General features: G+C 59.8%; 20 protein-coding genes, 1 pseudogene and 1 riboswitch. Of the genes and pseudogenes, 10 read left to right on the top strand and 11 right to left on the bottom strand.

Features of this window, described 5'->3' with window-relative positions; genetic code table 11:
- Positions 1 to 322: 322 nt before the first annotated feature.
- A complete protein-coding gene (panF, locus tag AXE86_RS06455; protein ID WP_061945714.1) occupies positions 323 to 1,774 on the bottom strand; it encodes a sodium/pantothenate symporter in 1,452 nt (483 codons plus the stop codon).
- Positions 1,771 to 2,031 (bottom strand): DUF997 family protein, encoded by a 261-nt coding sequence (locus AXE86_RS06450; protein ID WP_061945712.1) that lies wholly within the window; start codon positions 2,029 to 2,031, stop codon positions 1,771 to 1,773. The genes panF and AXE86_RS06450 overlap by 4 nt, the downstream gene beginning before the upstream one ends.
- A gap of 554 nt (positions 2,032 to 2,585) precedes the next feature.
- Between AXE86_RS06450 and AXE86_RS06445 the strand changes: the two genes are divergently transcribed.
- Both AXE86_RS06445 and AXE86_RS06440 read left to right on the top strand, forming a co-directional pair.
- Positions 2,586 to 4,562, top strand: coding sequence for a methyl-accepting chemotaxis protein (locus AXE86_RS06445; RefSeq protein ID WP_061945710.1), 1,977 nt, complete (start codon positions 2,586 to 2,588; stop codon positions 4,560 to 4,562).
- A 382-nt stretch (positions 4,563 to 4,944) separates the two neighbouring features.
- Complete coding sequence (locus AXE86_RS06440; RefSeq protein ID WP_061945708.1) at positions 4,945 to 5,697, top strand: phosphatase; 753 nt, start codon at positions 4,945 to 4,947, stop codon at positions 5,695 to 5,697.
- Between the two features lie 124 nt (positions 5,698 to 5,821).
- Here the strand turns inward: AXE86_RS06440 and AXE86_RS06435 are convergent, their stop codons facing one another.
- The 7 genes from AXE86_RS06435 to AXE86_RS06405 form a co-directional block, all read right to left on the bottom strand.
- The gene (locus tag AXE86_RS06435) at positions 5,822 to 6,046 is read right to left on the bottom strand and encodes a type II toxin-antitoxin system RelB/DinJ family antitoxin (RefSeq protein ID WP_039981258.1); all 225 of its coding nucleotides are present in this window, start codon (positions 6,044 to 6,046) and stop codon (positions 5,822 to 5,824) included.
- A 43-nt stretch (positions 6,047 to 6,089) separates the two neighbouring features.
- Positions 6,090 to 6,719, bottom strand: a complete 630-nt coding sequence (locus AXE86_RS06430) for a sigma-70 family RNA polymerase sigma factor (protein WP_050341967.1) — start codon at positions 6,717 to 6,719, stop codon at positions 6,090 to 6,092.
- Positions 6,720 to 6,885: 166 nt separating this feature from the next.
- Positions 6,886 to 9,045, bottom strand: coding sequence for a GGDEF domain-containing phosphodiesterase (locus AXE86_RS06425; RefSeq protein ID WP_061946960.1), 2,160 nt, complete (start codon positions 9,043 to 9,045; stop codon positions 6,886 to 6,888).
- Between the two features lie 161 nt (positions 9,046 to 9,206).
- On the bottom strand, positions 9,207 to 9,920 hold the full coding sequence (locus tag AXE86_RS06420) for a hypothetical protein (protein ID WP_061945706.1): 714 nt from the start codon (positions 9,918 to 9,920) through the stop codon (positions 9,207 to 9,209).
- A 191-nt stretch (positions 9,921 to 10,111) separates the two neighbouring features.
- Complete coding sequence (rsmG, locus tag AXE86_RS06415; protein WP_061945704.1) at positions 10,112 to 10,834, bottom strand: 16S rRNA (guanine(527)-N(7))-methyltransferase RsmG; 723 nt, start codon at positions 10,832 to 10,834, stop codon at positions 10,112 to 10,114.
- Positions 10,835 to 10,852: 18 nt separating this feature from the next.
- A complete protein-coding gene (locus tag AXE86_RS06410; RefSeq protein WP_061945702.1) occupies positions 10,853 to 12,088 on the bottom strand; it encodes a glycerate kinase type-2 family protein in 1,236 nt (411 codons plus the stop codon).
- Between the two features lie 407 nt (positions 12,089 to 12,495).
- The gene (locus tag AXE86_RS06405) at positions 12,496 to 13,458 is read right to left on the bottom strand and encodes a D-2-hydroxyacid dehydrogenase (protein ID WP_061945700.1); all 963 of its coding nucleotides are present in this window, start codon (positions 13,456 to 13,458) and stop codon (positions 12,496 to 12,498) included.
- Between the two features lie 215 nt (positions 13,459 to 13,673).
- On the opposite strand from AXE86_RS06405, the gene AXE86_RS06400 reads away from it, so the two are divergent.
- On the top strand, positions 13,674 to 13,922 hold the full coding sequence (locus AXE86_RS06400) for a DUF1653 domain-containing protein (RefSeq protein ID WP_061945698.1): 249 nt from the start codon (positions 13,674 to 13,676) through the stop codon (positions 13,920 to 13,922).
- 136 nt (positions 13,923 to 14,058) lie between these two features.
- Complete coding sequence (locus AXE86_RS06395) at positions 14,059 to 15,318, top strand: SLC13 family permease (RefSeq protein ID WP_061945696.1); 1,260 nt, start codon at positions 14,059 to 14,061, stop codon at positions 15,316 to 15,318.
- 107 nt (positions 15,319 to 15,425) lie between these two features.
- On the opposite strand, the gene AXE86_RS06390 is transcribed toward AXE86_RS06395, so the two are convergent.
- Entirely contained in the window at positions 15,426 to 17,519 is a 2,094-nt protein-coding gene (locus AXE86_RS06390; RefSeq protein ID WP_083501164.1) for a TonB-dependent receptor, read from the bottom strand.
- Between the two features lie 89 nt (positions 17,520 to 17,608).
- Positions 17,609 to 17,752, bottom strand: coding sequence for a hypothetical protein (locus AXE86_RS12730; protein WP_157040583.1), 144 nt, complete (start codon positions 17,750 to 17,752; stop codon positions 17,609 to 17,611).
- Positions 17,711 to 17,882: riboswitch (cobalamin riboswitch) on the bottom strand. Its footprint overlaps the gene before it by 42 nt.
- A gap of 218 nt (positions 17,883 to 18,100) precedes the next feature.
- On the opposite strand from AXE86_RS12730, the gene AXE86_RS06385 reads away from it, so the two are divergent.
- The 6 genes and pseudogenes from AXE86_RS06385 (at position 18,101) to AXE86_RS06365 (ending at position 22,810) form a co-directional block, all read left to right on the top strand.
- Positions 18,101 to 19,816, top strand: coding sequence for a DUF456 domain-containing protein (locus AXE86_RS06385; RefSeq protein WP_061945694.1), 1,716 nt, complete (start codon positions 18,101 to 18,103; stop codon positions 19,814 to 19,816).
- Positions 19,817 to 19,877: 61 nt separating this feature from the next.
- A pseudogene (locus AXE86_RS13270) lies at positions 19,878 to 20,000 on the top strand (secretion protein HlyD); the annotation flags it as partial.
- Between the two features lie 55 nt (positions 20,001 to 20,055).
- Entirely contained in the window at positions 20,056 to 20,250 is a 195-nt protein-coding gene (locus tag AXE86_RS06380; RefSeq protein WP_061945692.1) for a hypothetical protein, read from the top strand.
- Positions 20,202 to 20,711 (top strand): hypothetical protein, encoded by a 510-nt coding sequence (locus AXE86_RS06375; protein ID WP_232294851.1) that lies wholly within the window; start codon positions 20,202 to 20,204, stop codon positions 20,709 to 20,711. Before AXE86_RS06380 ends, AXE86_RS06375 begins: the two co-directional genes overlap by 49 nt.
- On the top strand, positions 20,708 to 22,282 hold the full coding sequence (locus AXE86_RS06370) for an AAA family ATPase (protein ID WP_061945690.1): 1,575 nt from the start codon (positions 20,708 to 20,710) through the stop codon (positions 22,280 to 22,282). Before AXE86_RS06375 ends, AXE86_RS06370 begins: the two co-directional genes overlap by 4 nt.
- Before the next feature lie 24 nt (positions 22,283 to 22,306).
- Positions 22,307 to 22,810: a hypothetical protein gene (locus AXE86_RS06365; RefSeq protein ID WP_050341989.1), complete on the top strand. Its 504-nt coding sequence runs from the start codon at positions 22,307 to 22,309 to the stop codon at positions 22,808 to 22,810.
- Positions 22,811 to 22,926 lie beyond the last annotated feature (116 nt).

Genomic DNA, 22,926 nt, shown 5'->3' with positions numbered 1-22,926 from the left:
ATCATATTCTTGCTTATAGGAAGCACTGATAAATTCGGCACAGCCATCTTGACGTATCTTTTTCGCCCGCTTTTCGTTAGCAAATCCTCCACATAGCCCTCGCTATGCGTCCGGTTTGCTGCCTCAATCGGACAAAAAATCTACGCCACTCTGGCAGACCTCATTTTATCAGCGATTCCTATAAAATAGGCAAGAAAAAAGAACCTTACGTAAGGTAACGAAGGCTCCTTCTTCAAGTACTGAAGATATAGGGAGAGACCGACGTTCCGACGCGTCAGTCACTCTTTTTCTATCCCTATTATATTCTCCCCACAAAATCCTGTCAAGTGCGCTCGCTGTGCTGCCCCACATAGCTCCCCGCAAGGAATAGGATGAGGGAGGCGGTGATGCCGACAGAGATCGGATGCAGGCCGAGCGGTTTGATCCCGAGTGCCATTGCCGCGCAGTAGATGACCGTGCCGCCCGCCATCGCGGCGAGTGCGCCCGTGCGGTTGGCCCAGCGCGTAAAGAGGCCGAAGACGAGCACCCAGAAGAACGCCGTCTCTAGGCCGCCGAACGCGAACATATTGATGAGCCAGATGAGCGACGGCGGCGATACTGCCAGGAGAAAGACGATCACACCGAGCACGGCAGTGACCCCCATGGAGAGACGGCGCAGCCGCTCCTCGGGAACGTCCCTGCCGTGCTTCTGTGCGTGGTGGAGGTAGACGTCCTTCACCACGGCGGAGGACGCAACGATGAGTACGCCCGAGATGGTCGAGATGGAGGCGGCGAGCGGCCCGATGATCGCAAAGCCGAGCAGCTCCGGCGGCATGACGTGCGCCATGAGCTGCGGGATCACGCTGTCGACGCCCCCGAGTGCCTTTGCCTCCACCCCGAGCACGCCGCGCCCGAGCACGCCGACGAGATTGACGGCGATATTCATAAAGGCGATGACCACCGTCCCGATGATCATGGCGCGGTGCATATCACGGCTGCTGCGATAGCTGATGCCGCGCACGACGGACTGCGGCAGGGCGATGGTGAGCGCCCCCACGAGCAGCCACTGCGAGACATAGAGCGAGATGGGCATGCGTCCCTCCGCCGTTGGGGTCAGCATCGCGGGATGCGCCGTGCGCAGCTGTTCCAGAATCGCTGCGAATCCGCCGCCCGCCGCGAGGACGTAGTAGAACAGCAGGACGATGCCGAGCATCATCACGATCGCACAGCAGGTGTCGGTGAGCGCAACCGCGCGGAACCCGCCGATCGAGGTGTAGATGACAACCACGATGCCGAAGAGCACGAGCCCCAGCTCGTAGGAATAGCCCGTCACCGCGGCGAAGAGCTGCGCCCCGCCCACGAACTGTGCGACCATCGAGGCGGCGAAAAAGAGCACGATCACGAACGCCGCGGCTGCCGCGAGCGCATCCGACCGATAGCGGTGACGGATGATGTCCACGATGGTGACGGCGTGAATCCGCCGGGCGAGCCGTGCGACCCGCGTCCCGAAGATCCCGAGCACAAGGAAGATGGTCATGGTCTGGATGACCGCCATGTAGATCCAGCCGAAGCCGATCTCATACGCCATGCCGGGACCGCCGACGAAGGAACTGACCGAGCTGTAGGTCGCGACCATCGTCATCGCGAGCACGAAGCCGCCGAGCGACTGCCCGCCGACGAAGTAGGTTGAGAGGAAGCCGCCCGCCGCACTCTGCCGCCGCACGTAGAAACCGAGCGCGAGCATCCCCGCCATAAAGCCGAGGAGCGGCAGGAGTACCATGAGATTCCCGCTCATCGCGCCCCCCCCTCTCCCGCCTCATCGTCGAGGGGAATATCCTCCGCCGTATGTGCGAGACAGACGGCGAGCACCGCGCCCGTGACGAGCACGCCGACCGACGACGCAACCGCCCAGAGCGGCAGTCCCAGTACCGTCACAGGGACGGCAGACAGCCCGAATCCGAGCACGATCCAGATGAGCGCAAAGAGCACGCCCACCGCCGCAGTACGCCTCGCCTCACGGCTGATGGCGTCTGCCCATTTTTCATCCTGCATGATGAACCTCCTTGATACTAAGGAAGCACGGATAAATTCAGCGCGCGTCTCTTGACGCATCTTTCTTGCCCGCTCAATCCCTGCAAATCCTCCACATCGCTTTAGCGATGCGTCCGATTGGGGTCTCTCGTCCGAACAAAAATCTACGCCAATCTGAGGCTCTATTTTATCAGCACTTCCTTAAAGCCCTTCTGCGCATCGTATGGAGCGGCGCAGACACGCCCCCAATAGATGCCGCAGGCGCGCCGTCAGGCGGACATATCCTGCCTGCGGCACGAGATTCATCTTAACACATCTCACATCGCATCGCAAATACAGGAAGCACAGATAAATTCAGCGCGCGTCTCTTGACGCATCTTTCTTTCCCGCACTTCGGCGGAAAATCTACGCCCATCTGACAGACTTCATTGTACCGGCAGCTCCTAAAGCACCGCGGCATTAATTTATTTTATGCAGATTAGAATAAATGTGAATTTTCCTTGATTCTTTGAGAAAAACGCGCTACACTCTTTTTATATGGCAGGATATGCAGGCGATCGGGGAGGAAGAATACCATGTCCATCAAACAAAAGCTGCTGCTTATGGGCGCCGTCATGGCGATCCTTGTCGGCGTGATCTGCGCGGTTGGCTATCATAGGGCACAAAGTGCCCTCGTTGAGAGCACCTCCAACGAGATTGACGCTGCACTGAACGTCGAAGCTGCATCGCTGAACGGCTGGCTGCTGGAAAGAAAGCAGCTCGCTCAGAGCGCGGCAAATCTGCTCACCGCCATGGCGGGCAGTCCCATGGAACATGACCGCAGTCTCATGAGTCTTGCCGCCGGCGACAAGGCGATCCTTGACCTCAGTCACGGTGCCGAAAACGGTATTTTCATCAGCTGGGTGGATGGAGATATCACCGCCGAGATGGATCCGCGCACGCGCGACTGGTACAAAGAGGCAAAGGCAGCGGATGCCCCCGGCTTCACCTCAGTGTACCAGGATCCGCTGAACAAAAAGCTGATCATCTCGGCTACCGCTCCCTACCAAACACCAGACGGGACCTTCGCAGGTGCCGTCTGCGCCGACGTCACACTGGACACGCTCTCCGCACGCGTACAGGAACTGAAATACCACGGCGAAGGGAAAGGCGTCATCATCGACCGCACAGGTATCATTATCACGGATGCCGACGGCAATACCCTGCGCAAAGCGTCGGATGATCCCGTCCTCAAGGATCATCTCGCGGAAATGCAGGAGAAAAAACAGGGACACTTCGTCGCCCCCATGGATGATGAGGAGCAGATCATCGCCTATACAACCGTCCCCGAAACGGGATGGATCATCGCCATTGCCGTTCCCGAGCGCGTGGCATTTGCTCAGCTTGCGGATCTGCGCATCTCCTATGCGGGACTGACCATTGTCGGCATCCTGCTCGTCATCGGCATCATCATCGCCCTGCTGCGCTTTGCCGCGACGCTCACAACGGCAACGGAGGAACTCACAGGTCATGTGGATGCGCTCGCCCACGGACGGCTGAACCTCCCTGATCTCCCTGTGAACTCGGACGACGAGCTCGGACGGCTCGCCGCGAACTTCAACACCATGACGAAGAACATCCGTGATCTCATCAAACAGGTCGCATCAACCGCCGAGCAGCTCGCCGCTTCCTCCGAAGAGCTGACGGCGAGTGCACATCAGATGGCAGAGTCCGCCACGGAGATCGCGGGCACGGTCTCTGCGACTGCGACGGGGTCGGAGAAGCAGCTCCATGCACTCACGGCGGCACGCGACACGATCCACAAGGTATCGGATGACATCGGAGCAATGTCCGCGAAGTCCGACGCCGTCGCCGATGAGTCTGCCGCGACCGCCGACGCCGCCAAGAAGGGCATGTCCCTGATGAACGACGCCATGGATAAAATGACCGCCATCGAGCAGAGCGTCCAGCGCTCGGCGGAGGTTGTCGAGAAGCTCGGCGAGAGCTCCCAGCAGATCGGCGAGATCGTCGAGACCATCTCCGCCATCGCCGAGCAGACGAATCTCCTCGCGCTCAACGCTGCCATCGAGGCGGCACGCGCGGGCGAGACGGGACGCGGCTTCGCTGTCGTCGCCGAGGAGGTCAGAAAGCTCGCCGAGCAGTCACGCGACGCCGCCGACCAGATCAAGGAGCGCATCACCTCCGTCCAGAGCGACACGACGCACGCCGTCAGTGCCATGCATACAGGCACTGAGGAGGTACAGGTCGGTGCAGGTGCGATCCACGCCGTCGGTGAGCAGTTTGACAGCATTATGCACAAGGTCGATGCGATCAATACGGAAATGACGGCGATCAATGCGGCCATGCAAAACGTTGCCCAGGGCGCGGAGGAGATCGTCCACGCCGCCGGCGAGGCCGACGCCATCTCCCAGACCACGGCGGCACACATGCAGACCATCGCCTCCGCCTCGGAGAGCCAGTCCGCGTCCAGCGAGGAGATCGCCGCCGCCTCACAGGCACTCGCGACCCTCGCCACCGACCTGCAGAATACGACGCAGAAGTTTAGATTCTAAATCCCGCATGAAACAAGGGCTGTTGCGCGAAGCTGCAAACTTCGTGCAACAGCCCTCTTTTCGTAAGAAACAATTGCTTTTCACCGAATTCACGGTATAATAACCACAGAACGACCCCAGACAAACGGCGGTGTCTTTTCCCCCGAAAGGGGGTGAGCAATAATGAGCGAGATTGGCGCGATCTTATTTCTTGTCGTGGCAACAGGCTACATTCTTGCGATAAACAAAAAGAAATAACCGCCCCTGCTTTGACCGGTGGAGCGGTTAGAAAAAGATAACCTATTATACTGGAAAAACACCGCCTGGGGCGTTCTTTCTATTGTTATTATAACAGACCCCGCACCTGCACGCAAGACAAATCTCACCACAGAAAGGAAGCCCTATGACGGATATCATCGACCTGCACACCCACACCGTCGCGAGCATGCACGCATACAGCACCATCCGCGAGATGGCTGCAGCCGCAAAGGAGAAGGGTCTCTCCCTCCTCGGCATCTCCGACCACGCGCCCGCCATGCCCGGGACGTTCCATGAGATCTACTTTCACAACTTCAAGGTGATCGGTCACGCCTCGTACGGCGTCGAGATCATGATGGGGGCAGAGCTGAACGTCATGGATGAGACGGGGCGCGTCGATCTCCCCGAAAAGGTGCTGAAAAAGCTCCACTACGGCATTGCGAGCCTGCACGATCTCGTGATCGCCCCCGGCAGCACGGCGGAGAATACGGCGGCGCTCGTCGGCGCAATGAAAAATCCCTACGTCAACATCATCGGTCACCCCGATAATCCCTCCTACCCTGTCGACTTTGACATATTGGCGCGTGCTGCCGCAGCGGAGCACGTCCTCATCGAGATGAACAATTCCTCCCACGACCCGCACGGCAGCCGCCCCGGCAGTGATCGCCTCGCACGCGATCTGCTCGCCGCCTGCCGCCGTCACGGCGCACATATCCTCCTCGGGAGTGATGCGCACATCGACGCAGACGTCGGGGAACACGGCTATACACACGCCATTCTCGATGAGATTGGATTCCCCACAGAGCTTGCGCTCAACGATGATCCCGCACGGCTGAAGGCATGGCTGACGGGGCGCCGTGCAAAAAATGGCGTACAGGGCTTGGATTATTTTTCCTAATTGTTTTGATTTTATCGTAATTTATTTTTATTTATCTTTATTTATTGTTTTCATGGATAACGCACACTTCCGCAGCAAAAAGCACCGATCAAGAATCTCTTGATCGGTGCTTTTTCGTCGCCTCTTACTCCTCGCTCTCCCCCCACGAGGTATCCGTGAAGAGATCAAGCGACTCTCCGGGCAGGGCGCGCTGCGCGGAAATCTCGAACGGAATCTTCTGCGTGCGCACGCACGCAATAGCGAACATATTGATCGCCGTCGACATATTCATCCCGACCGCACCGCAGAACTGCTCAAAGCTCTTTTTGAGCTCGGCATCCATGCGGATACTAATGCTGGTCTGTGCCATGTATGCCATCCCCTTTACAAGTTCACACTTTCTTCTAAGAATATCATATTTCGTGCGCCGTTGCAATAGGGAGAGCCGCACAGGCACGCAGTTTTCGCAGGAGATTTGCCTTGCTCTTGGAGAGTGCGCCCGCGCTCGTGCCAAGGAGCACCGCGATACGGCGCAGAGTGAGGTCGCGAAAGTAGTGGAGATCGAGCACCTCCTTCTCTCGCGCCGTGAGGCGGTGCATCGCGCGCGTGAGGATATCCTCGGCGAGGAGCCGCTCCTCCGCCCGCTCCATCGGACGGTCGGCGGCACACCCCCGCCACAGTTCCTGACCGTCCGCTTCCTCCGGCGGTGCACAGGTGCGCGCTCGCCGCCGCAGCTCACGGCGGAACTCCGCGATGAGCGCATGGTGGACGCGCGCCTTGACAAAGCCCGCAAACGGGACACCCTGCTGTGCGTCGTAGTCATGTAGTGCCTCGAGAAAGGCGAGCGCCGCGACGTTCTCCGCCTCTGCCGCGAGTGATGTCCCGCGCAGATACGGCGCATACGCCTCCGCAACGATCAGCCCGCGGTAGCGCGCCGTCATCTCCGCCATGGCGCCCGCCTCACCGCGCACGGCGCGCATGATGACAGCGTCTTCCTCCGCCTTCGTTAGGGGCGCGTACCTTTGTTTTCCATCGAATACCATTTGATACTCCTCCTTCAAACATTTGTTTTGTTATCTGGAGTATATCAGCTCGATGAACGCCCTGCAAAAGCATCATCCCTGTGATGGCAGAAAAAACCGCAGATTTCTCTGCGGCAGATATCTTTTCGATGGGTTTTTTCACCCATGCAGCATACGCAAAATTTTCTTACGGCAGTTCAGGCGCCGCGAGCGACGCAAGGGATGCACTGATGACGTTCTCGTCGACCTGCTGGATGCAGGAGATGATGTAGTCACGGTTCTCCATGTGGAACGGGATGAGGTGGTGCAGCCGCAGGACGCGCGTGCCATCGGGCAGGCGCTTGTGCAGGAGGATCGTATTCTCCGCATCCGCGTGGAGGAGGAGGCTCTGCAGATGCGCTGTGCTGTAAAAGCGCTGATAGAGCGGCAGCTCGGCGGGGAGCACCATCGCCTTGCCGTAGCGGTCGAGCAACTCCTCAAATGGATCAAATTTGTTGAGATAGCTCGGCTCGGTGACGGAGCAGTACACCTGCGTAAGCCGACGCCGATTGAGGTCGAGAAGATCGACGCGGTCGTAGAGCTCGATGATCTGGTTCATCGCCTCCTGTGTGGAGCCTGCCTCAGCACTAAACCGCGAGATGTTCACAGTCGCCATAAGGAAGACGGCGCGCGTGTCGTCCGCGTCGCGTGCGATGAGCCGCAGGCGGACACTGTTAAAGGAGTTGCGCGTGACGAAATCCGTATAGACCTCGCGCTCTGTGCGGTCCGCCTCCTCGATCATGCGCGCGATCATGCGCCGGTTCTGCTCGAGGCGGCGCTCGTAGTGCGGTGTGTCGACACTCCCATCGTCGAGCTCGATGCTCTTCATGAACAGGCGGAACATGTGGTTCTGATAGAGGTACTTGAACGAGCCGTCGCAGTCCTCGAGAATGGCGAGCGCGAGCGAGTCGCCGATCTCAGGCGAGCCACGCCGCTCAAGCGGTGTGTTCGAGAGCACGTTGATTGCGCCGACGCGTGCGTAGTAGCTGCCGAGACGGAACGGCTCCACCTTTACCCGCGCCGTGGGGCCATGGCAGTAGGCAATCGCCTCTGCATACGGAATCGGCGGGCTGAAGAGATATCCCTGCACCTTTTCGCAGCCGATTTCCCGCAGAAACTCAAACTGCGCCTCGGTCTCGACGCCCTCGGCGAGCGTGTGCATCCCGAGTTCCTTTGCCATGTTGACGATGGAGCGGATGACAATCGCCGACTTCGGGTTCGTCTCGAAGGAGCGCAGGAAGTTCATGTCGATTTTGAGCACGTCAAAGATATAGTCCTTGATGTTGTTCAGCGAGGAGTAACCGCTGCCGAAATCATCCATCCAGACCTCGTAGCCCAGCGCACGGAAACGCGCGATCTCGCCCTGCAGGAACGTCTCATCGTCGCCCTGCACGCCCTCCGTGACCTCGATGTTGAGCATCTTCCGTGCCACGCCATGGCGCAGGCGGACATCCTCGACCGCCTGCACCATATCCATCAGGCGAAAATCCGCCCGAGAGAGGTTCACCGAGACACGCAGAAGACTCCAATCCGGTATATCACGCTGAATCTGTACGATGGACGCGCAGACCTGATCAATGATGCAGAGGTCAAGCTGCGGCGAGAGATGCGCGTCCTCCAGCACAGGGACGAACACGCCCGGCGAGATGACACCATAGACGGGATCATGCCAGCGCGCGAGTGCCTCGAATCCGCAGATCTCACGCGTCATCGTACGGATCTCAGGCTGGTAATAGACCATGATGTGCCCGCCCATAATTGCCTTGGAAAAATTGCGGACGATGTAGCTGCGGAAGTTGAGCTCCTCCTCCATCGAGGGGTCGAACACCGCCCACACGAGATCATAGGTGTTCTTGATGGTGTTGCAGGCGATCTTAGCGCGATCCACGATGCGCGCGACATCCGTCACATCTGCATCGGGGCGGTAGATGCCCGCCTTTAGCTCGAGCGGAAGATGCGTATCGTAGATGCGGACGTGATCGTGGATGAACTGCACCTGTCGATCCGGCTGCTCGATCGGCGTCGCCACGACGAAGTGATCGTCGTTGAACCGTGAGAGCAGATCCCCCGGAAACGTCTCCCGCAGGAGATCCGCGACATAGCGCAGGAAACGGTTGCCCTGCTGAAAGCTGTAGCGCTGGTTAAAGCTCTTGAAATTTTCAATATCAAAGTAAATGAACGTCAGCGGCCGCGTCATCGGATCCTGCAAATGGAGCGATGCGTGCCGCATGAACTGCATCATATTGAGAAGGCCGGTCACAGGGCAGGCCTCTTTTTTACTATAGTTTTCCAGTAATGTTGTTCCCATATTCACCTCACCTACCCCCTAAGGGGATCGCCCCGCAGTGCTGCAACAGTGCATCTTTCCCCGCTTTTCCGGGCCGCAGCTGCTGCCCGGCTGCGACGGTATGCTCGGTAATTCGCGCAGCCGAACAGGAAAATCTGATCCATGGTTTGATCTGTGATTTCTCAGAGCGAGATACGCGCGAATTCCTCGAGCATGTCACGCAGGCTCATGCCGCTCGTGCCGCTGAGCACGCCCGAGCGCTCCCCCGGAGCCTGCTTCATCTTGGCGACGATGGCGTCAAAGAGATCGTCCTCGATCGAGCCCGGCACCAGCTGCTCCCAGTTCGCGGCATCGTACGGGCGCTCCTTGACAGCGTTCTCGGGGCGTCCCGTCACCTCGAGCTCCGAGATGAACATGATTTCGCGCCGCTCGGGGCTGATGTAGTAATGCTCCAAAAAGTACTTGTTCGGGCGTACCTTTCCATCCTCGGAAACCGTGCTGCCCGTCGTGTTCTCCACAAGACGCACCCATGCCTCGATCATGCGCTCCCTGCCGCTGTTCGGACGCAGTACCCAACGTGAGTTTTTGGAGTCCAGATAGTAGGTAAAGCCGTTGTCTACAAAAAGGGTCTTGTATCGCGCCTTCTTCTCGCGTTTTTCCTCTGCTTTCTTCGCGTCACGCGCCGCCTTCTGCGCCGCCTTGGCGTCCGCTGCGGAGCGCTTCGCCGCCAGGCGCGCAGACAGCCCTATCGGCGCATCCGCCGTCTCTGCCGTCGCCGTGCCCTGCGCCTGTGCCGCCACGGCCTGTGCGTCCTCTGGCGCGGCGGCACTCACGCCGCTGCCGACAGCAAACGCCATCAGCGTCCCGAGCGCGATTCCCTTCCAATATCTCGTCATCCTACCGTTCCGCCCTTCCCGTCTCTATCAAAATATATGCCGTATTGCGCGCCCCCACTGTGTCATACGCAAAAACGGTATAAGAAACACACATTATGCTGTCCTAATTAATTTCGACACAGACCGTGTAAATCCTTTACTAAAACATGGGTTTTTTTGATTCCGTCCGCCCAAAGCAGAGGCCCTCTTTGCTAAACGATCGGCCGACGCGTCGGTGCTCCTCCACCGCGCGGATAGGCGGTGGGCGTCTGTCGCTCCTTAGTCACCGTGAGAATCACGCGCACATCGTCGAGCCCCGGCAGATGCACGGGACGCGCCGTGATGCGGCCGCCGCCGAGCACCTCCGCCGCGCGCCGCGCCTCCTTTTGCTCCGCGGCATAGGCGCGTCCCTTGAGCGCGAGCAGGGTGCCGCCGACGCGCACGAACGGCAGCGTATACTCGAGGAGAACGGGCAGCCGTGCCACGGCGCGGCTCACCGCGATATCGTACGCCGCACGGTGCTCCGCCGTACGTGCCGCCTCCTCCGCGCGCGCGTGGATGCAGCGCACATTCTGGAGCCCCATCTCCGCCGTCACCTCCGTGAGAAAACGTACGCGCTTGTTGAGTGAGTCGAGGAGCGTCACCGTGAGATGCGGCGCATAGACCGCGAGCGGGATGCCGGGGAGCCCCGCGCCCGTCCCCACATCGATCAGCGTCCGCGCCCCGTCGAACAGCGCGGCATCGTACGCCGTCAGGCTGTCGATGATATGCTTGACCGCGACATCCTCGGGCGCGGTGAGTGCCGTGAGATTCATGCGCGTATTCCAGTCGAGGAGCATTTCATGGTAGACCGAAAACTGCCCAATCTGCTCCGCCGTCAGCGGGATGCCCGCCTCGGCCGCGCGCGCCGCCAGGATCTCCTCAAACGCTGTCATACTGCCCCCTTTCTGCTCTCAGCCGCGAATCAGCAGCACCGACACATCGTTCACATTCGTCCCCGTCGGGCCCGTCACAATCAGCCCGCCCACATCGTTCAGCGCGGGATAGGCATCGTTCTCCGCGAGAGCCTCCGCCGCACTCCGCCGCTCCCGCGCGAGTGCCGCCGCCGTGCCGCCGTCCACGTAGCCGCCCGCTGCATCCGTCGGGCCGTCCGTCCCGTCACTCCCGACGCTGAACACCGCCACGTTCGGGATGCCGGCAATACCGTCCGCCGCCGCGAGTGCGATCTCCTGATTGCGGCCGCCGCGCCCTCTGCCCTTCAGCTGTACCACCGTCTCACCGCCCGCGATATAGGCAAACGAGCCCGCGTGCGCGTGCGTACGGGCAATCGCCGCGAGGAAGCGCCCCGCCTCACGCGCCTCACAGTCGAGCTGATCGGTCAGGAGGATGGGGGTATAGCCGCGCCGCTCAGCCGCCTCGGCCGCCGCCGCGCACAGCTCGCGCACGCTGCCCGTGATGTGCGTCGTCACATTCGGCAGCTCCGACGGCAGCGGCGTATCGAGCAGCTTTGTTGCAGCGTCAGATAGACGGATGCCATACTTCTTCACGACAGCGTGTGCATCCTCTGCCGTCGATGTATCAGGATATGCGGGGCCCGATGCGATCATATCGAGCGGATCGCCGAGAATGTCGCTCAGTACAATTGTAAAGACCTGTGCGGGTGCACAGTGCTCTGCAAACCGCCCGCCCTTCACAGCACTCATCCGCTTGCGCAGCGTATTCACCGCCACGATGTCCGCGCCCGAGGCGAGCAGCTGCTCCGTCAGATCCTTCAGCTCCTCCGCCGGGATCAGCGGCTTTTCAAAGAGCGCACTCCCGCCACCCGAGAGGAGGAAGAGCACCGTATCCTCCGCCGTGAGCCCCTCGGTCAGGTCAAGCGCCTCCTGCGTCGCCGCAAACGAATTCGCATCCGGCACGGGATGTCCCGCCTCATGACAGGCAATGTTTGGTATATCGCCCTTGATATGTCCATACTTTGTAATGACAATGCCGCGGCCAATGCAGCTGCCAAGCTCATCCGATGCCGCATGCGCCATCTGCCACGCCGCCTTGCCGACCGCGACCAACACAATGCGCCCCGTGCCGAACGTATGCCCGCGTAGAGCCTTCTCCACCGCCGCATCCGGCAAAATCGCCGCCAATGATTCCTGTATGATGCCATCCGCATCGCTGCGCAGATTCATAATCATCGCTCCTTTTCTTCTTTCTTCCTATTATACCACACGATTCAAGAGGCGCCCTGCCTCTTGTCAATCTGTATGTCACCTGTTATAATAGACATAGAAAGAACGTCCCTAGTGGCATCTTTCCAGAGTCAAGTGTTATATTCATAGAGAATAACCGCTCGACCGGTCAAAGCTGGGCGGTTATTTCTTTTGGGTTATTGCAAGTAAATATCCGGTTGCCACGACAAGCAATACAATCGCGTCAAATTCGGTCATACTCACGCACCCCCTTTCGGGGGAAAGAAGCTGCCACAAGTCCGGGGACGTTCCACCTCCATTATAGTGGACGCTCACACGAAAAGTCAAACATATTATCGAAAAGCCTGTTTGGAGAACGCTCCTCCAAACAGGCTTTTATGATCAGAACACTCTCAGTTCACAACGTTCTCGGGCTTCCCCTCGATAAACGACCTCACATTATCCGCCGTCGTCTTCATGATGCGCTCACGCGCCTCCTTCGTCGCCCACGAGATATGCGGCGTAATGATGCAGTTCTTCGCCGTAAGCAGGACATTGTCTGCCTTGATCGGTTCCGTCGACACCACATCGAGCGCAGCATACGCGACCTTGCCGCTCGTGAGCGCCGCCGCAAGCTCCTCCTCCGCGATGAGCTGTCCGCGCCCGTTGTTGACGATGATGACGCCGTCCTTCATCTGCGCGATGTTCGCCGCGTTCACGATGCCCTCCGTCTCCTTTGTGAGCGGACAGTGCAGGAAGATAAAGTCCGCCTCCCGGAACAAGGTGTCGAGCGGCACATAGTCCGCGAGTGCCCGCCCCTCCGCGCGCTCCGTACGGCTGTAAGCGAGGACGCGGACATTCATTGCGCGCAGGATGCGGGCGACCGCCTGACCGATTCGCCCAAATCCAACGATGCCCGCTGTCTTGCCGCTGACCTCGATCAGCGGGTGCTGCCAATAACAGAAGTCGATGCTCCGCGTCCAGTCGCCCGCGTGCACGGAGCGATCATGAAGCCCGACCTGCGAACACGCCTCAAGGAGGAGCGCTATCGCATACTGCGCGACATTGTCTGTACCATAGACAGGCACATTCATGACGGGAATATTCTTTTTGCGTGCATATGCCGTATCTACAATATTGTAGCCCGTCGCGAGTACGGCAATCGCCTTGAGGTTTGGACAAGCATCGATGACCGCAGGCGTGAGCGGCGTCTTGTTCGTCACGGCGATCTCCGCATCGCCGATGCGCTCCGCAATCAGCGGCGACTCCGTGAGTGCCGTGCGGTCATAAACCGTCACCGCGCCCAGCGCCTCCAGCGGCGCCCAGCTGATGTCGCCCGGGTTCTCCGCATACCCATCAAGCACAACAATCTTCATGGCATTTCCTCCTCAACTGTACTTTGAATCAATCCTTTTATCGCTTTTTATTTTACACGAATAATCCTACATTGGGAAGGCGTAAATATGCCCATTCCACCGCTTCGCGGGCTTTCTCCCGTACGGAGAAGGCATCGGGATCAAGATGTAATTGAGAATTGACAAGCACCGTCATATTATCTATTATCATGCACAGCGAATAAAGGAGGAGCAGCATGACACGCAAACAACCAAAGCATGGCGAGATCTGGCGGCACTTCAAAGGGAACCTCTACCGCATTGAGACCGTGGCGGAGCACACGGAGACGGGCGAGATGCTCGTCATCTATCAGGCACTCTACGGGACATACGGCATCTACGCGCGCCCGCTCGCGATGTTTCTGAGCGAGGTGGACCGCATGAAATACCCCGGTGCCGCACAGAGGTATCGGTTTGAGCGAATCAATACGGCGCACGACACATAACGCCGTGTGTATTTTACCCGCGCCCGACAGCAGGTATGCGCCACTTTATCGCGAATTACACCAAATCATACAGATACGAGCATGACAGGAATCATGCCAAGGAAGAACTGAACTGATTGAGAATGGAGAAAAATCTATGGATCAGGCAACACTGACGCTCATCGTCCTCGCCGCTGCGGCGGTGCTCTTTGCGACCGAGGTCATTCCGCTCGCCGTCACAGCGATGAGTGCGGCAATCGTCCTCGGGCTCCTCGGCGTGCTGACGCCGACACAAGTCTTTGCTGGGCTGTCGAACCCCACCGTCGTCCTCTTTGCGGGCATGTTCATCATCGGCGCAGCGATGTTCCAGACGGGACTCGCACAGCAGATCGGCATCGCCGTCGTCAGGCGCTCAGGCACAAACGAGCGCGCGCTGATGGCCGCCCTCATGCTCATCACAATCATCCTCTCGTCGGTCTCCTCGAACACGGCGACCGTTGCGTGTCTGATGCCCGTCGTCATCCAGATCTGCCGCACGGCACAGATCCCCGTCTCGCCGCAGCTTATGGCGCTCGCCATCGCCGCGAACGTCGGCGGCACGATCACGATGATCGGCACGCCGCCAAACATCCTCATGAGTGCGACCCTTGAGACGGCGCATCTGCGCCCCTTTGGCTTCTTTGAATTCGCATGGATCGGCATCCCGCTCTCCCTCACGGGCATGATCTACATGCTCACGATCGGCCGCCATCTCTGTCCACGTCACCTCGCACTGGAGAGTGCCTCCGAGGAGTCGGAGGCGGAGAAAAGCGATCCGCGCAAAATGGTCATCTGCGCCGTCATCCTCATCGCCGTTGTCCTCGCCATGGTGCTCGAAAAGAGCATCGGCGTCGCCATGGAGACCATCGCCATCATCGGCGCACTCGCCTGTGTCCTGACGGGCTGCCTGACAGAAAAGCAGGCGTATCGCGGCATCGACTGGACAACGATCTTCCTCTTTGCGGGGATGCTCCCGCTCGCCAATGCCATGGAGAGCAGCGGCGCGGGGCAGCTCATCGCGAATGTTGTCGTCGGGCTCATGGGCGATGCCCCCTCGCCGATGCTCATCATCACGGCGATGTTCATCCTCTCGTGCGGGCTGACCCAGTTCATGTCCAACACGGCGGCGGCGGCACTCCTCGCCCCCATCGCCATCTCCATCGCGCAGACCATCGGCGCGGAGCCGTACCCGATCGTTATGGCCATCGGTATCGCCGCCTCCTGCGCGTTCACCACACCGGTCGCGACCCCGCCGAACACGCTCGTCCTTGCTGCGGGACAGTTCCGCTTCATGGACTACGTTAAAATCGGCCTCCCGCTTGTCCTCCTCTCCCTCATCGTCTGCGTCCTCATCATCCCCCTCGTCTGGCCGTTCTGACACGCCGAAATTGCATAGAAAAAGCTGCCGCACGAAGTATCTCCTCGTGCAGCAGCTTTTTCTATGTTCCTCTATTCATCCTTCAACAGGCGCAATTCCTTAAAAATCTAGAACGAATATGTTGTACCAAAGGTGTAGGTTCTCTCGTTTGCCGCTTCACCTGCATAGTATTTGCGGTTAAAGAGGTTCTCAATGCCGAACTGCATTTTAACGTTCTCATTGAGCTTGTAATTGAGATACAAATTGGTCACGAAGTAACTGTCTTCCGAGCCATACTCTCCCGTAACGCTGTCCGCGCCCTGACGCGCGGCAATGTACTGGGCATCGAGTACGCCGTTAAATTTATTACGATTATATTCGATACCAAACCGCATCATGTGTTTTGGCAGATCCCAGTCACGCTTGGTCTTGCCGCCACTCGTATACTCACCGGACTCAAAGGTATAGTTAAAATACGCACGCCAGTCACGATGAAAACGGTGTTTCAGTTCAAACTCCGCCCCCTTGACCATCGCTTCGTTCAGATTATAGTAGGCACGCACGTTATTCCTCTTTGCAATCGCAATCTTGTCCTCCGTGTCCACGCGGAACAGCGTCAGTCCATAGGAGGTATTTCTACCGATCTTCTGCTTGACTCCCAGCTCAAGTGTACGGGAGATCTCCGGGGTCAGATCCGGGTTTGCCTGGATAGAGCTCGCACTGTTTCCCGCACGGCGATAGAGCCGATAGATCGACGGGGGATTAAAGGATTTTCCATAGCTTACATAGAGCATTGTATCCTTTTGCGGCTCATAGCTAACGGCAAACTTCGGACTCCACGCATGGAACGATGTGTCCTCGTAGTCCCTGCGTGCGGCTCCAATGTAGGAGTACCCGTCCTTCTTGTCGAAGCGGTCATAGCGTATACCGAGCTGAAGTTTCCAGCGTGCATCCAGTGCCAGCTCATCCTGCAAAAAGAGTGCCGACGACATCACAGAACCGCCGCTCTGCTGATACGGTGCGCCATAGGTCGAGCCCCAATCCTTCCAATGGAGGAGATCGAATCTGCGATAGCGCATTTTATCCTTCATCCACGAGAATCCGGCAAGCAGTGTATTGTTGCCAAGCGTCCACTTTTTCTGCAGATCCGCATTATAGTTCTTGGCCGGATACTCCGCACGGTCGCCGGCACCCGTCCAGTCAATATCCGTTGCTCCATCAGCACTGGAGTATCCATCCTTCCAAGTATTGCTGTAGCCAATTCCTGCCTTGAAACCGTTCTTTGTATCCTCATAGCGCAGTTTGTGAATATCCTGCTCCCGCTGGCCATAGTAGCCAAGAAAATCATCGGGCGAAGCACTGATATAGTTTCCGTTTGGCAGAAGGACAGTGCCTGAGAAAACAGGGAGCCCGGCGGCATCCCTGAAATAGGTGATGGGATCATGATAGGAGTACTGATACGAGGCATGCAGATAGGTGTAGCCAAGTGAGCGGTTCTTGTCAAACGCATAATTCAGATCGACGAAGGTATTCTCACTGTCCTTCTTCTTTGCCCCACGGCTGCCTATAATATAGTCGCCATCAGACAGCCTCCTGAAGGAACCGGTCGCATCGGGCGTATAACTTCCACTGTCTTCCTCCGCCGTTACGGCATGACCGACCCATCCGTCCGACGTACGCTTCTCATAGCCGACGCGGAAGGAAATATTCTTATCACCACCTGTGACCTGAAGTCCGCGCTGCCATGTATTGTTGCTGCCTCTCTGAAGATCGACCTGTCCATGGATTTGAGGTTTTGTCGCCTCTGATGCAGTCGGCTTCTTCGTGATGATATTGATGATGCCCGCGACGGCATGTCCACCATAGAGCGACGATCCGGCGCCACGCACGATCTCAATGCGATCAATATTGGTCAGTGGGATGGAGTCCCAATTGACACCTCCGTCAAAGGCAGTGTTCAGCATCTGCCCATTATACATGACGAGGATATCTGCGCCCGAAAATCCGCGTAGCATGACACCATCCTTGACTTCGGCTGTTGGTGCAACGTAAATGCCCGCCTCACGTGTCAGGGCATCGCGCAGACTAAACGCATGCCTTTTTTCAAGATCCTTCGCGGTGATGACCGTCACGTTAGCAGGGATTTTCATGCGTGGCTCTGCGATACGAGTCGCCGTCACAACGGTTTCGCCAAGGGTATGTTCATCTGGTGATGCGTGCACGTCCGCCGCGCCCTCCTACGCCGCTGCCGGCACCGTCCATGCTGCGCTCAGTGCCGCCAATGCGACCGCAAGTGCCAAATTCCGTCGTGTCATTTCCATTCCCCCAAAATCACACAGATGACCGTGTACGCCCGCAAAAAAAGCCTGCCGTCCTGTCCATCGCAGGATGCAGTGGCGCGCGCCATGAGCGCACCGGCGTACGAGATTCGGTAGGTCTTCCGGCTCTGCTTCATCGTTGCCCTGCCTTCCCGGTTTCCCAGTGACATCATAGGGCATCCTCAGCATTACGGCGGCGGGACCGCATCGGCATTGCACCGATTTCCCTGTTACGCCCCGAGGGGCACCGAACCTGCTTATTTATATTTGCTATCGTAGTATACCGTAGGTATATCGCAGTGTCAATTACTTTTCACAGATTTCATTCGTGTACGCCGCACTCTCGTCCATCCCCGTCGGGGGCACGATTCGGTGTTCGATCCGCTGCGGATTCATTCGCACAAACGCAGGCTTTTCACGCTTTTCGCAACATGATATAATGAGAATCAAATTATATGATGCATCGCTGAACAGGAGGGTACTGCATGGCTGACCGCATTATTGCTCAGGCGGATCTTTCCGGGATATGGAACTGTCTGCGGGAGCTCGGTGAGTACATCGACACAACCAATTCCAATGTCATCACCGTCGGCAAGAATGTCGACGCGCTGCAGCAGGATTTCGATGCGCTGACGGCGGATTTCCACGCCTTCGTGCAGGCGCACCGCCTCACCGCGCGCGCCCAGCTCGCGGAGACTCGTCTCGTCAAGCTGCGGCAGGAGCTCGAGCAAAAGTACGGGCACTACGCCGAGATCCGCCGCACGACGAAGGGCATCCTGCAGGCGAACGATCTCGCCATCGTGCGGCAGGAGACGGTGCGCGCGGCAGGCGAGGAGCTGATGCTGCGCGCACCCGAGTACTGGCTCGCGTCCGCGCTTGTCGCCCTCTCCGCCTGGATCAGCGACCACGAGGAGATCGCCGTGCGTGCGCTCCGCGAGGCACTGCGCCGTGACGAGGAGAAGACGGCGCTCTTCTTTGCCCTCGTCTGCCGCCGTGCGGGACGCGGTGCCCCTGCCCTGCACTGGGCGCAGCACTATCTCATGCGTCAGGATGAGACGGCACTCGACCGCAAGGCGATCCTCATCGTCGATGCGTATGCGAGCGGGCTCCTAGGCGTGGACACGGAGGGGCTGATTGCGCAGCAGCTCGACGCATGGCTCGCCCGCCTCTCCGAGCAGCCGGGCTTTGTCGAGGCGCAGGAGGGCCGCTGGAAGGAGGCGCTCTCCCTCATGCAGCCCGAGACGCCCGCCGCGTTCCACTATCCCTATCTCGAGGAGCACAGCCCGACCGTCGCCGATCTGAAGTCCACACTCGCCGGCGCGGAGCTACACGGCAAATTTTACGCGCACGTCCAGCAAATCGTCATGCAGAACCCGCCCATGCGCACGCTGGTGCAGGAGCTCGACCGCGTCCTCACGAACCTCGTGACGGATTTCGACGCGGCGGAGCAGCCCCTGCGCGAAGCGGTGACGTTCGAGCAGCTCGTCGCGGATGAGGGCGGCGACGAGACGCGCGCAAAGAAGGAAATGCAGCTCAAGCAGGAGGCGTTCGAGGAGCGGCGCGACTTTATGCAGCTCCTGACCGACGCCGCCATGAACCCGAAGGAGGCGCAGGCGAGCGTCGCGACGCAGAAGATGGCGCTCGCCATATCCAAGGACTGGATGCTCTCCGCCTATCGCGACCACATCGCGGAGAACCGCGCCGCCGTGCCGCACAGCATTGCGCTGCGCATCGGGGAGTTCGAGGGGGAGACGGAAAACGGCGAGAACGAGGAGGAGCTCCTGCGGCAGTTCGCCGCGTGGAACGACGCCATGCGCGACCGCGAGCTGGCAAAGCTGCGTCTGACCGGGAAGCAGGAGCTCTGCCGGTGGGCGGGCATCGTCCCCATCGTCCTCGGGTTCTATCTCGGCGGTGCGGTCGGGCTCGTCATCGGCGCGGTCATCGGCGTGCTCATCTACCTGAACTACCGCAGCGCAAAGCGCGCCCTCGAAACGCAGCGCGAGGAGCTGCAGGAGCGCTTTGCCGAGCAGGGCAAAACAGGGGCGGAGATCGTGCGCGGCCTCCTCGCCGAGGTCGTGGACTACCGCGAGGCATTCCGCGCGCTCGACGCCGAGAGCCAAAAGGCGCTGGATTACCTCACGTCATTGGACGTTTCCGCCTTCCGCACCGTCCGCGAGGGCGGCCGCAGGATGCAGATATAGGAGGCAACAATGAACGGGCTAGGGAATCACTGATAAAATGAGGTCTGCCAGATTGGCGTAGATTTTTTGTCCGATTGAGGCAGCAAACCGGACGCATAGCAAGAGCTATGTGGAGGATTTGCTAACGAAAAGCGGGCGAAAAAGATGCGTCAAGATGGTTGTGCCGAATTTATCAGTGATTCCCTATAGATCAGCGCCCGCAGGTGTCTCGCCGAGGATATAGATATAGGAGGCCTACGATGAACGAACAACATCCGTTTGCTGCGATCCCCACAAGCGATGCGGCAGCGCACGGCGCAGCAACCCCCGCCGCACAGGACGCACGCAGCCCGCAGGAGAGGCGCGCCCGCGGCGAGTCCGAGGTGCTCGCGGCGGGGCTGCCCGCGTGGAACCTCGAGCCGCCGACCGCGCCCGTGCGCAGGAGACGCGCATGATCGCCCCGCCGCGCACCTACGCCCAGTGGGCGGCGCTCCTAACGACATTCGCTGCGGGGACGGCGGACGAGGAGGCAGTGCACGCCATGCGCGCGGGGACGCTCGTGTGGCAGTCGGGCGTCGCCGAGCGGTTCACCCAGCGGCTGCTCGATGCCCTGAACACGCGCATCCAGAAGGACGGCGACACATTTTCGCGCGACCTCGCGCGCGCATCCGCCGAGCAGGATACCATCGCGGCACTCCTCGCCCAGCGGCGCAGATTTCGCACGCTCTATGCGGCGGCCGATCTCCCCGCCCTCCCCGCCGCGACGCGCAAAGAGACCATCGCTGCCGTACAGACGGCAGCCGACCGCACGCAGGAGTCCCTTGAGGCCTCCGCAAAGACAGACCGCACGGGGCGCATGAGCGCGCTCGTGCGCAGCCACAGGGTAAACGTACTGGAAACGGAGGCGTTCTCATGACCGCACGACAGACGTGCAAGGAGCTGCTCGCGCGCTACGGCATCGCACGGATCCCCTTTATCACGCTCCACACCGTCGAGCGCGCCCGCGCGCTGACACTGCTCAAAGAGGTCGCAGAGGAGCTCTCCCTACCCTTTTGCATCCATACCCTGTCCAAGGGCGTCTACGACCTCGCCACGGACAAGGTGCTCAGCGACGACAAGTCCGTCTATGGCGCGCTCGACTTCATCGGCGAGCAGATGAAGCACCGCGCGAACACGACCCTCGTCCTGACCGAGACGCCCGACCTCTCGACCGACACGAACGACGCGCGGCAGCTCCTCGACCTCGTGACCCTCGCGAACGAGACGGGCGGGCAGATCATCGTGCTCACCACCTCCCCCATCTGGAACCGCCTCCAGCGCCTCGGGCTGCGTCTCGAGCTCCCGCTGCCCGACGAGGACGAGATGGAGCAGATCGTGCGCGGCTACATCGACGACTACCGCGGCGAGATCACGATCGAGTGGACGGACGCCGACATCCGCGAGGCGGCCTCCATCCTCTGCGGCGTCACCGCCATCGAGGCAGAGAACGTCATGGCGGCGCTCATCGCGAAAAAATCCATCCGGCGGGAGGACATGGACGAGGTGCGCACGGCGAAGGATCGCCTCTTTTCCGACATCTCGGGACTGGAGAAGATCACCGTCGACGAGAGCGTCCGCGACGTGGGCGGGCTCACGGGACTGCGGAACTGGCTCGACGAGAAACGCCTCCTCTTTACTGCGGAGAAACGCAGCCTGCTGCGGGAAAAGGGACTCAAGTCCCCGCGCGGCATCCTGCTCGTCGGCGTGCCCGGCTGCGGCAAGTCCCTCTCGGCCAAGGCGATCTCCGCCAGCTGGAAACTCCCGCTCTACCGCCTCGACTTTGCGACCGTACAAGGCAGCTACGTCGGGCAGACCGAGCAGCAGCTGCAGAGCGCACTCCAGACGGCGGAGAACGTCGCGCCGTGCATCCTCTGGATCGACGAGATCGAAAAGGGACTCTCGGGCGCGGGCAGCTCGAACGACGGCGGCGTCTCCACGCGCATGGTCGGGCAGTTCCTCTTCTGGCTGCAGGAGTGCCGCAAGCCGGTCTTCGTCGTCGCGACGGCGAACGACGTCTCCATGCTCCCCTCGGAGCTCCTGCGGCGCGGGCGGTTCGACGAGCTCTTCTTCATCGACCTGCCGACCGCCGACGAGCGCCGCGACATCCTGCACCTCTACATGCGAAAGTATCTGGGGCTCGACTTCGCGGGCGCATTCGCCGACACCCTCGTCGCAATGACCGACGGCTTTACGGGCGCGGATCTCGAGTCCACCGTCCGCGACCTCGCCTACCGCGCCATCGCGAACCCCGCGTTCAGCCTGAGCGCAGAGAACCTGCGCAGCGCCTTTGAAAACGTCGTCCCGCTCTCCGCGACCGCGCCGGAAAAAATCGCCGCCATCCGCGACTGGGGACGTGAGCGTGCCGTCCCCGCGAGCGGACGCCCCATCGGCAGCGAGACCGAGCTCAAAAAATCCGCCGAGATGCGCACGCGCAAGGTACTGGTGTAACTCCCCCGACAGAAAGGAACGAACATGCCGCGACCACTACTCCACCGAAATCAGACGGAACAGACGCAGGAAAGCCGCCTGAGCCTGACCGCTGCCCCCCGAGAGACGCAGAGAGAGGCGCAGGAAAACGCCGTGCAGCTCGCGCGCCGTCTCAAAGAGCCGCGCTCCAAGGCGTACATCGACGCCATCCACAAGCTCGATGCGGGCGGCGCGACCATGAGCACGGCGGAGCGCGACGCCATCGTCGACGCCATCCGCGCGGAGTTTCCCGACATCGTCAACATCGCATCCATCCCCATCGGCATCGTCGCGCAGTGCTTTCTCGGCGCACCCTACGAGGTGCACACCATCAACATCACCGGGGGCATCATCATGCACTATAAGCGCGGCGAGCCCCTCCCCGAGGGCATGGAGGGCGCACGTTCGCTCGCCGCACACGGCGGCTACGAGTTCGTCGAGGTCTACAGCGACGGCACGTACCGCGCCATCAGCAGCAATGGCGCCGTCTCCGTCGTCCATCCGCACTGAGGAGCAGCGGGGTGCTGCCCCGCCATCGGGCGCGCTATGCACAGTGAAGGGGCGCATAGCAGCCCCCTCTCTCCCTGATAGCAATATTCAGAAACGTCAAAAGTGGGTGACCAAAC

The sequence above is a fragment of the Selenomonas sp. oral taxon 136 genome, assembly GCF_001554015.1.
In the GTDB taxonomy this organism is placed as follows: Bacteria; Bacillota; Negativicutes; order Selenomonadales; family Selenomonadaceae; genus Centipeda; species Centipeda felix.
This window is presented reverse-complemented; position numbering and strand designations above follow the sequence as displayed.

Coding starts and splice junctions, on each gene's coding strand:
- AXE86_RS12730 (WP_157040583.1), bottom strand. CDS start 17,752: ATGAAGCAGAGCCGGAAGACCTACCGAATCTCGTACGCCGGTGCGCTC.
- AXE86_RS06385 (WP_061945694.1), top strand. CDS start 18,101: ATGGCTGACCGCATTATTGCTCAGGCGGATCTTTCCGGGATATGGAAC.
- AXE86_RS06365 (WP_050341989.1), top strand. CDS start 22,307: ATGCCGCGACCACTACTCCACCGAAATCAGACGGAACAGACGCAGGAA.
- AXE86_RS06425 (WP_061946960.1), bottom strand. CDS start 9,045: ATGGGAACAACATTACTGGAAAACTATAGTAAAAAAGAGGCCTGCCCT.
- panF (WP_061945714.1), bottom strand. CDS start 1,774: ATGAGCGGGAATCTCATGGTACTCCTGCCGCTCCTCGGCTTTATGGCG.
- AXE86_RS06430 (WP_050341967.1), bottom strand. CDS start 6,719: ATGGTATTCGATGGAAAACAAAGGTACGCGCCCCTAACGAAGGCGGAG.
- AXE86_RS06435 (WP_039981258.1), bottom strand. CDS start 6,046: ATGGCACAGACCAGCATTAGTATCCGCATGGATGCCGAGCTCAAAAAG.
- rsmG (WP_061945704.1), bottom strand. CDS start 10,834: ATGACAGCGTTTGAGGAGATCCTGGCGGCGCGCGCGGCCGAGGCGGGC.
- AXE86_RS06445 (WP_061945710.1), top strand. CDS start 2,586: ATGTCCATCAAACAAAAGCTGCTGCTTATGGGCGCCGTCATGGCGATC.
- AXE86_RS06410 (WP_061945702.1), bottom strand. CDS start 12,088: ATGATTATGAATCTGCGCAGCGATGCGGATGGCATCATACAGGAATCA.
- AXE86_RS06370 (WP_061945690.1), top strand. CDS start 20,708: ATGACCGCACGACAGACGTGCAAGGAGCTGCTCGCGCGCTACGGCATC.
- AXE86_RS06440 (WP_061945708.1), top strand. CDS start 4,945: ATGACGGATATCATCGACCTGCACACCCACACCGTCGCGAGCATGCAC.
- AXE86_RS06400 (WP_061945698.1), top strand. CDS start 13,674: ATGACACGCAAACAACCAAAGCATGGCGAGATCTGGCGGCACTTCAAA.
- AXE86_RS06450 (WP_061945712.1), bottom strand. CDS start 2,031: ATGCAGGATGAAAAATGGGCAGACGCCATCAGCCGTGAGGCGAGGCGT.
- AXE86_RS06395 (WP_061945696.1), top strand. CDS start 14,059: ATGGATCAGGCAACACTGACGCTCATCGTCCTCGCCGCTGCGGCGGTG.
- AXE86_RS06405 (WP_061945700.1), bottom strand. CDS start 13,458: ATGAAGATTGTTGTGCTTGATGGGTATGCGGAGAACCCGGGCGACATC.
- AXE86_RS06420 (WP_061945706.1), bottom strand. CDS start 9,920: ATGACGAGATATTGGAAGGGAATCGCGCTCGGGACGCTGATGGCGTTT.
- AXE86_RS06380 (WP_061945692.1), top strand. CDS start 20,056: ATGAACGAACAACATCCGTTTGCTGCGATCCCCACAAGCGATGCGGCA.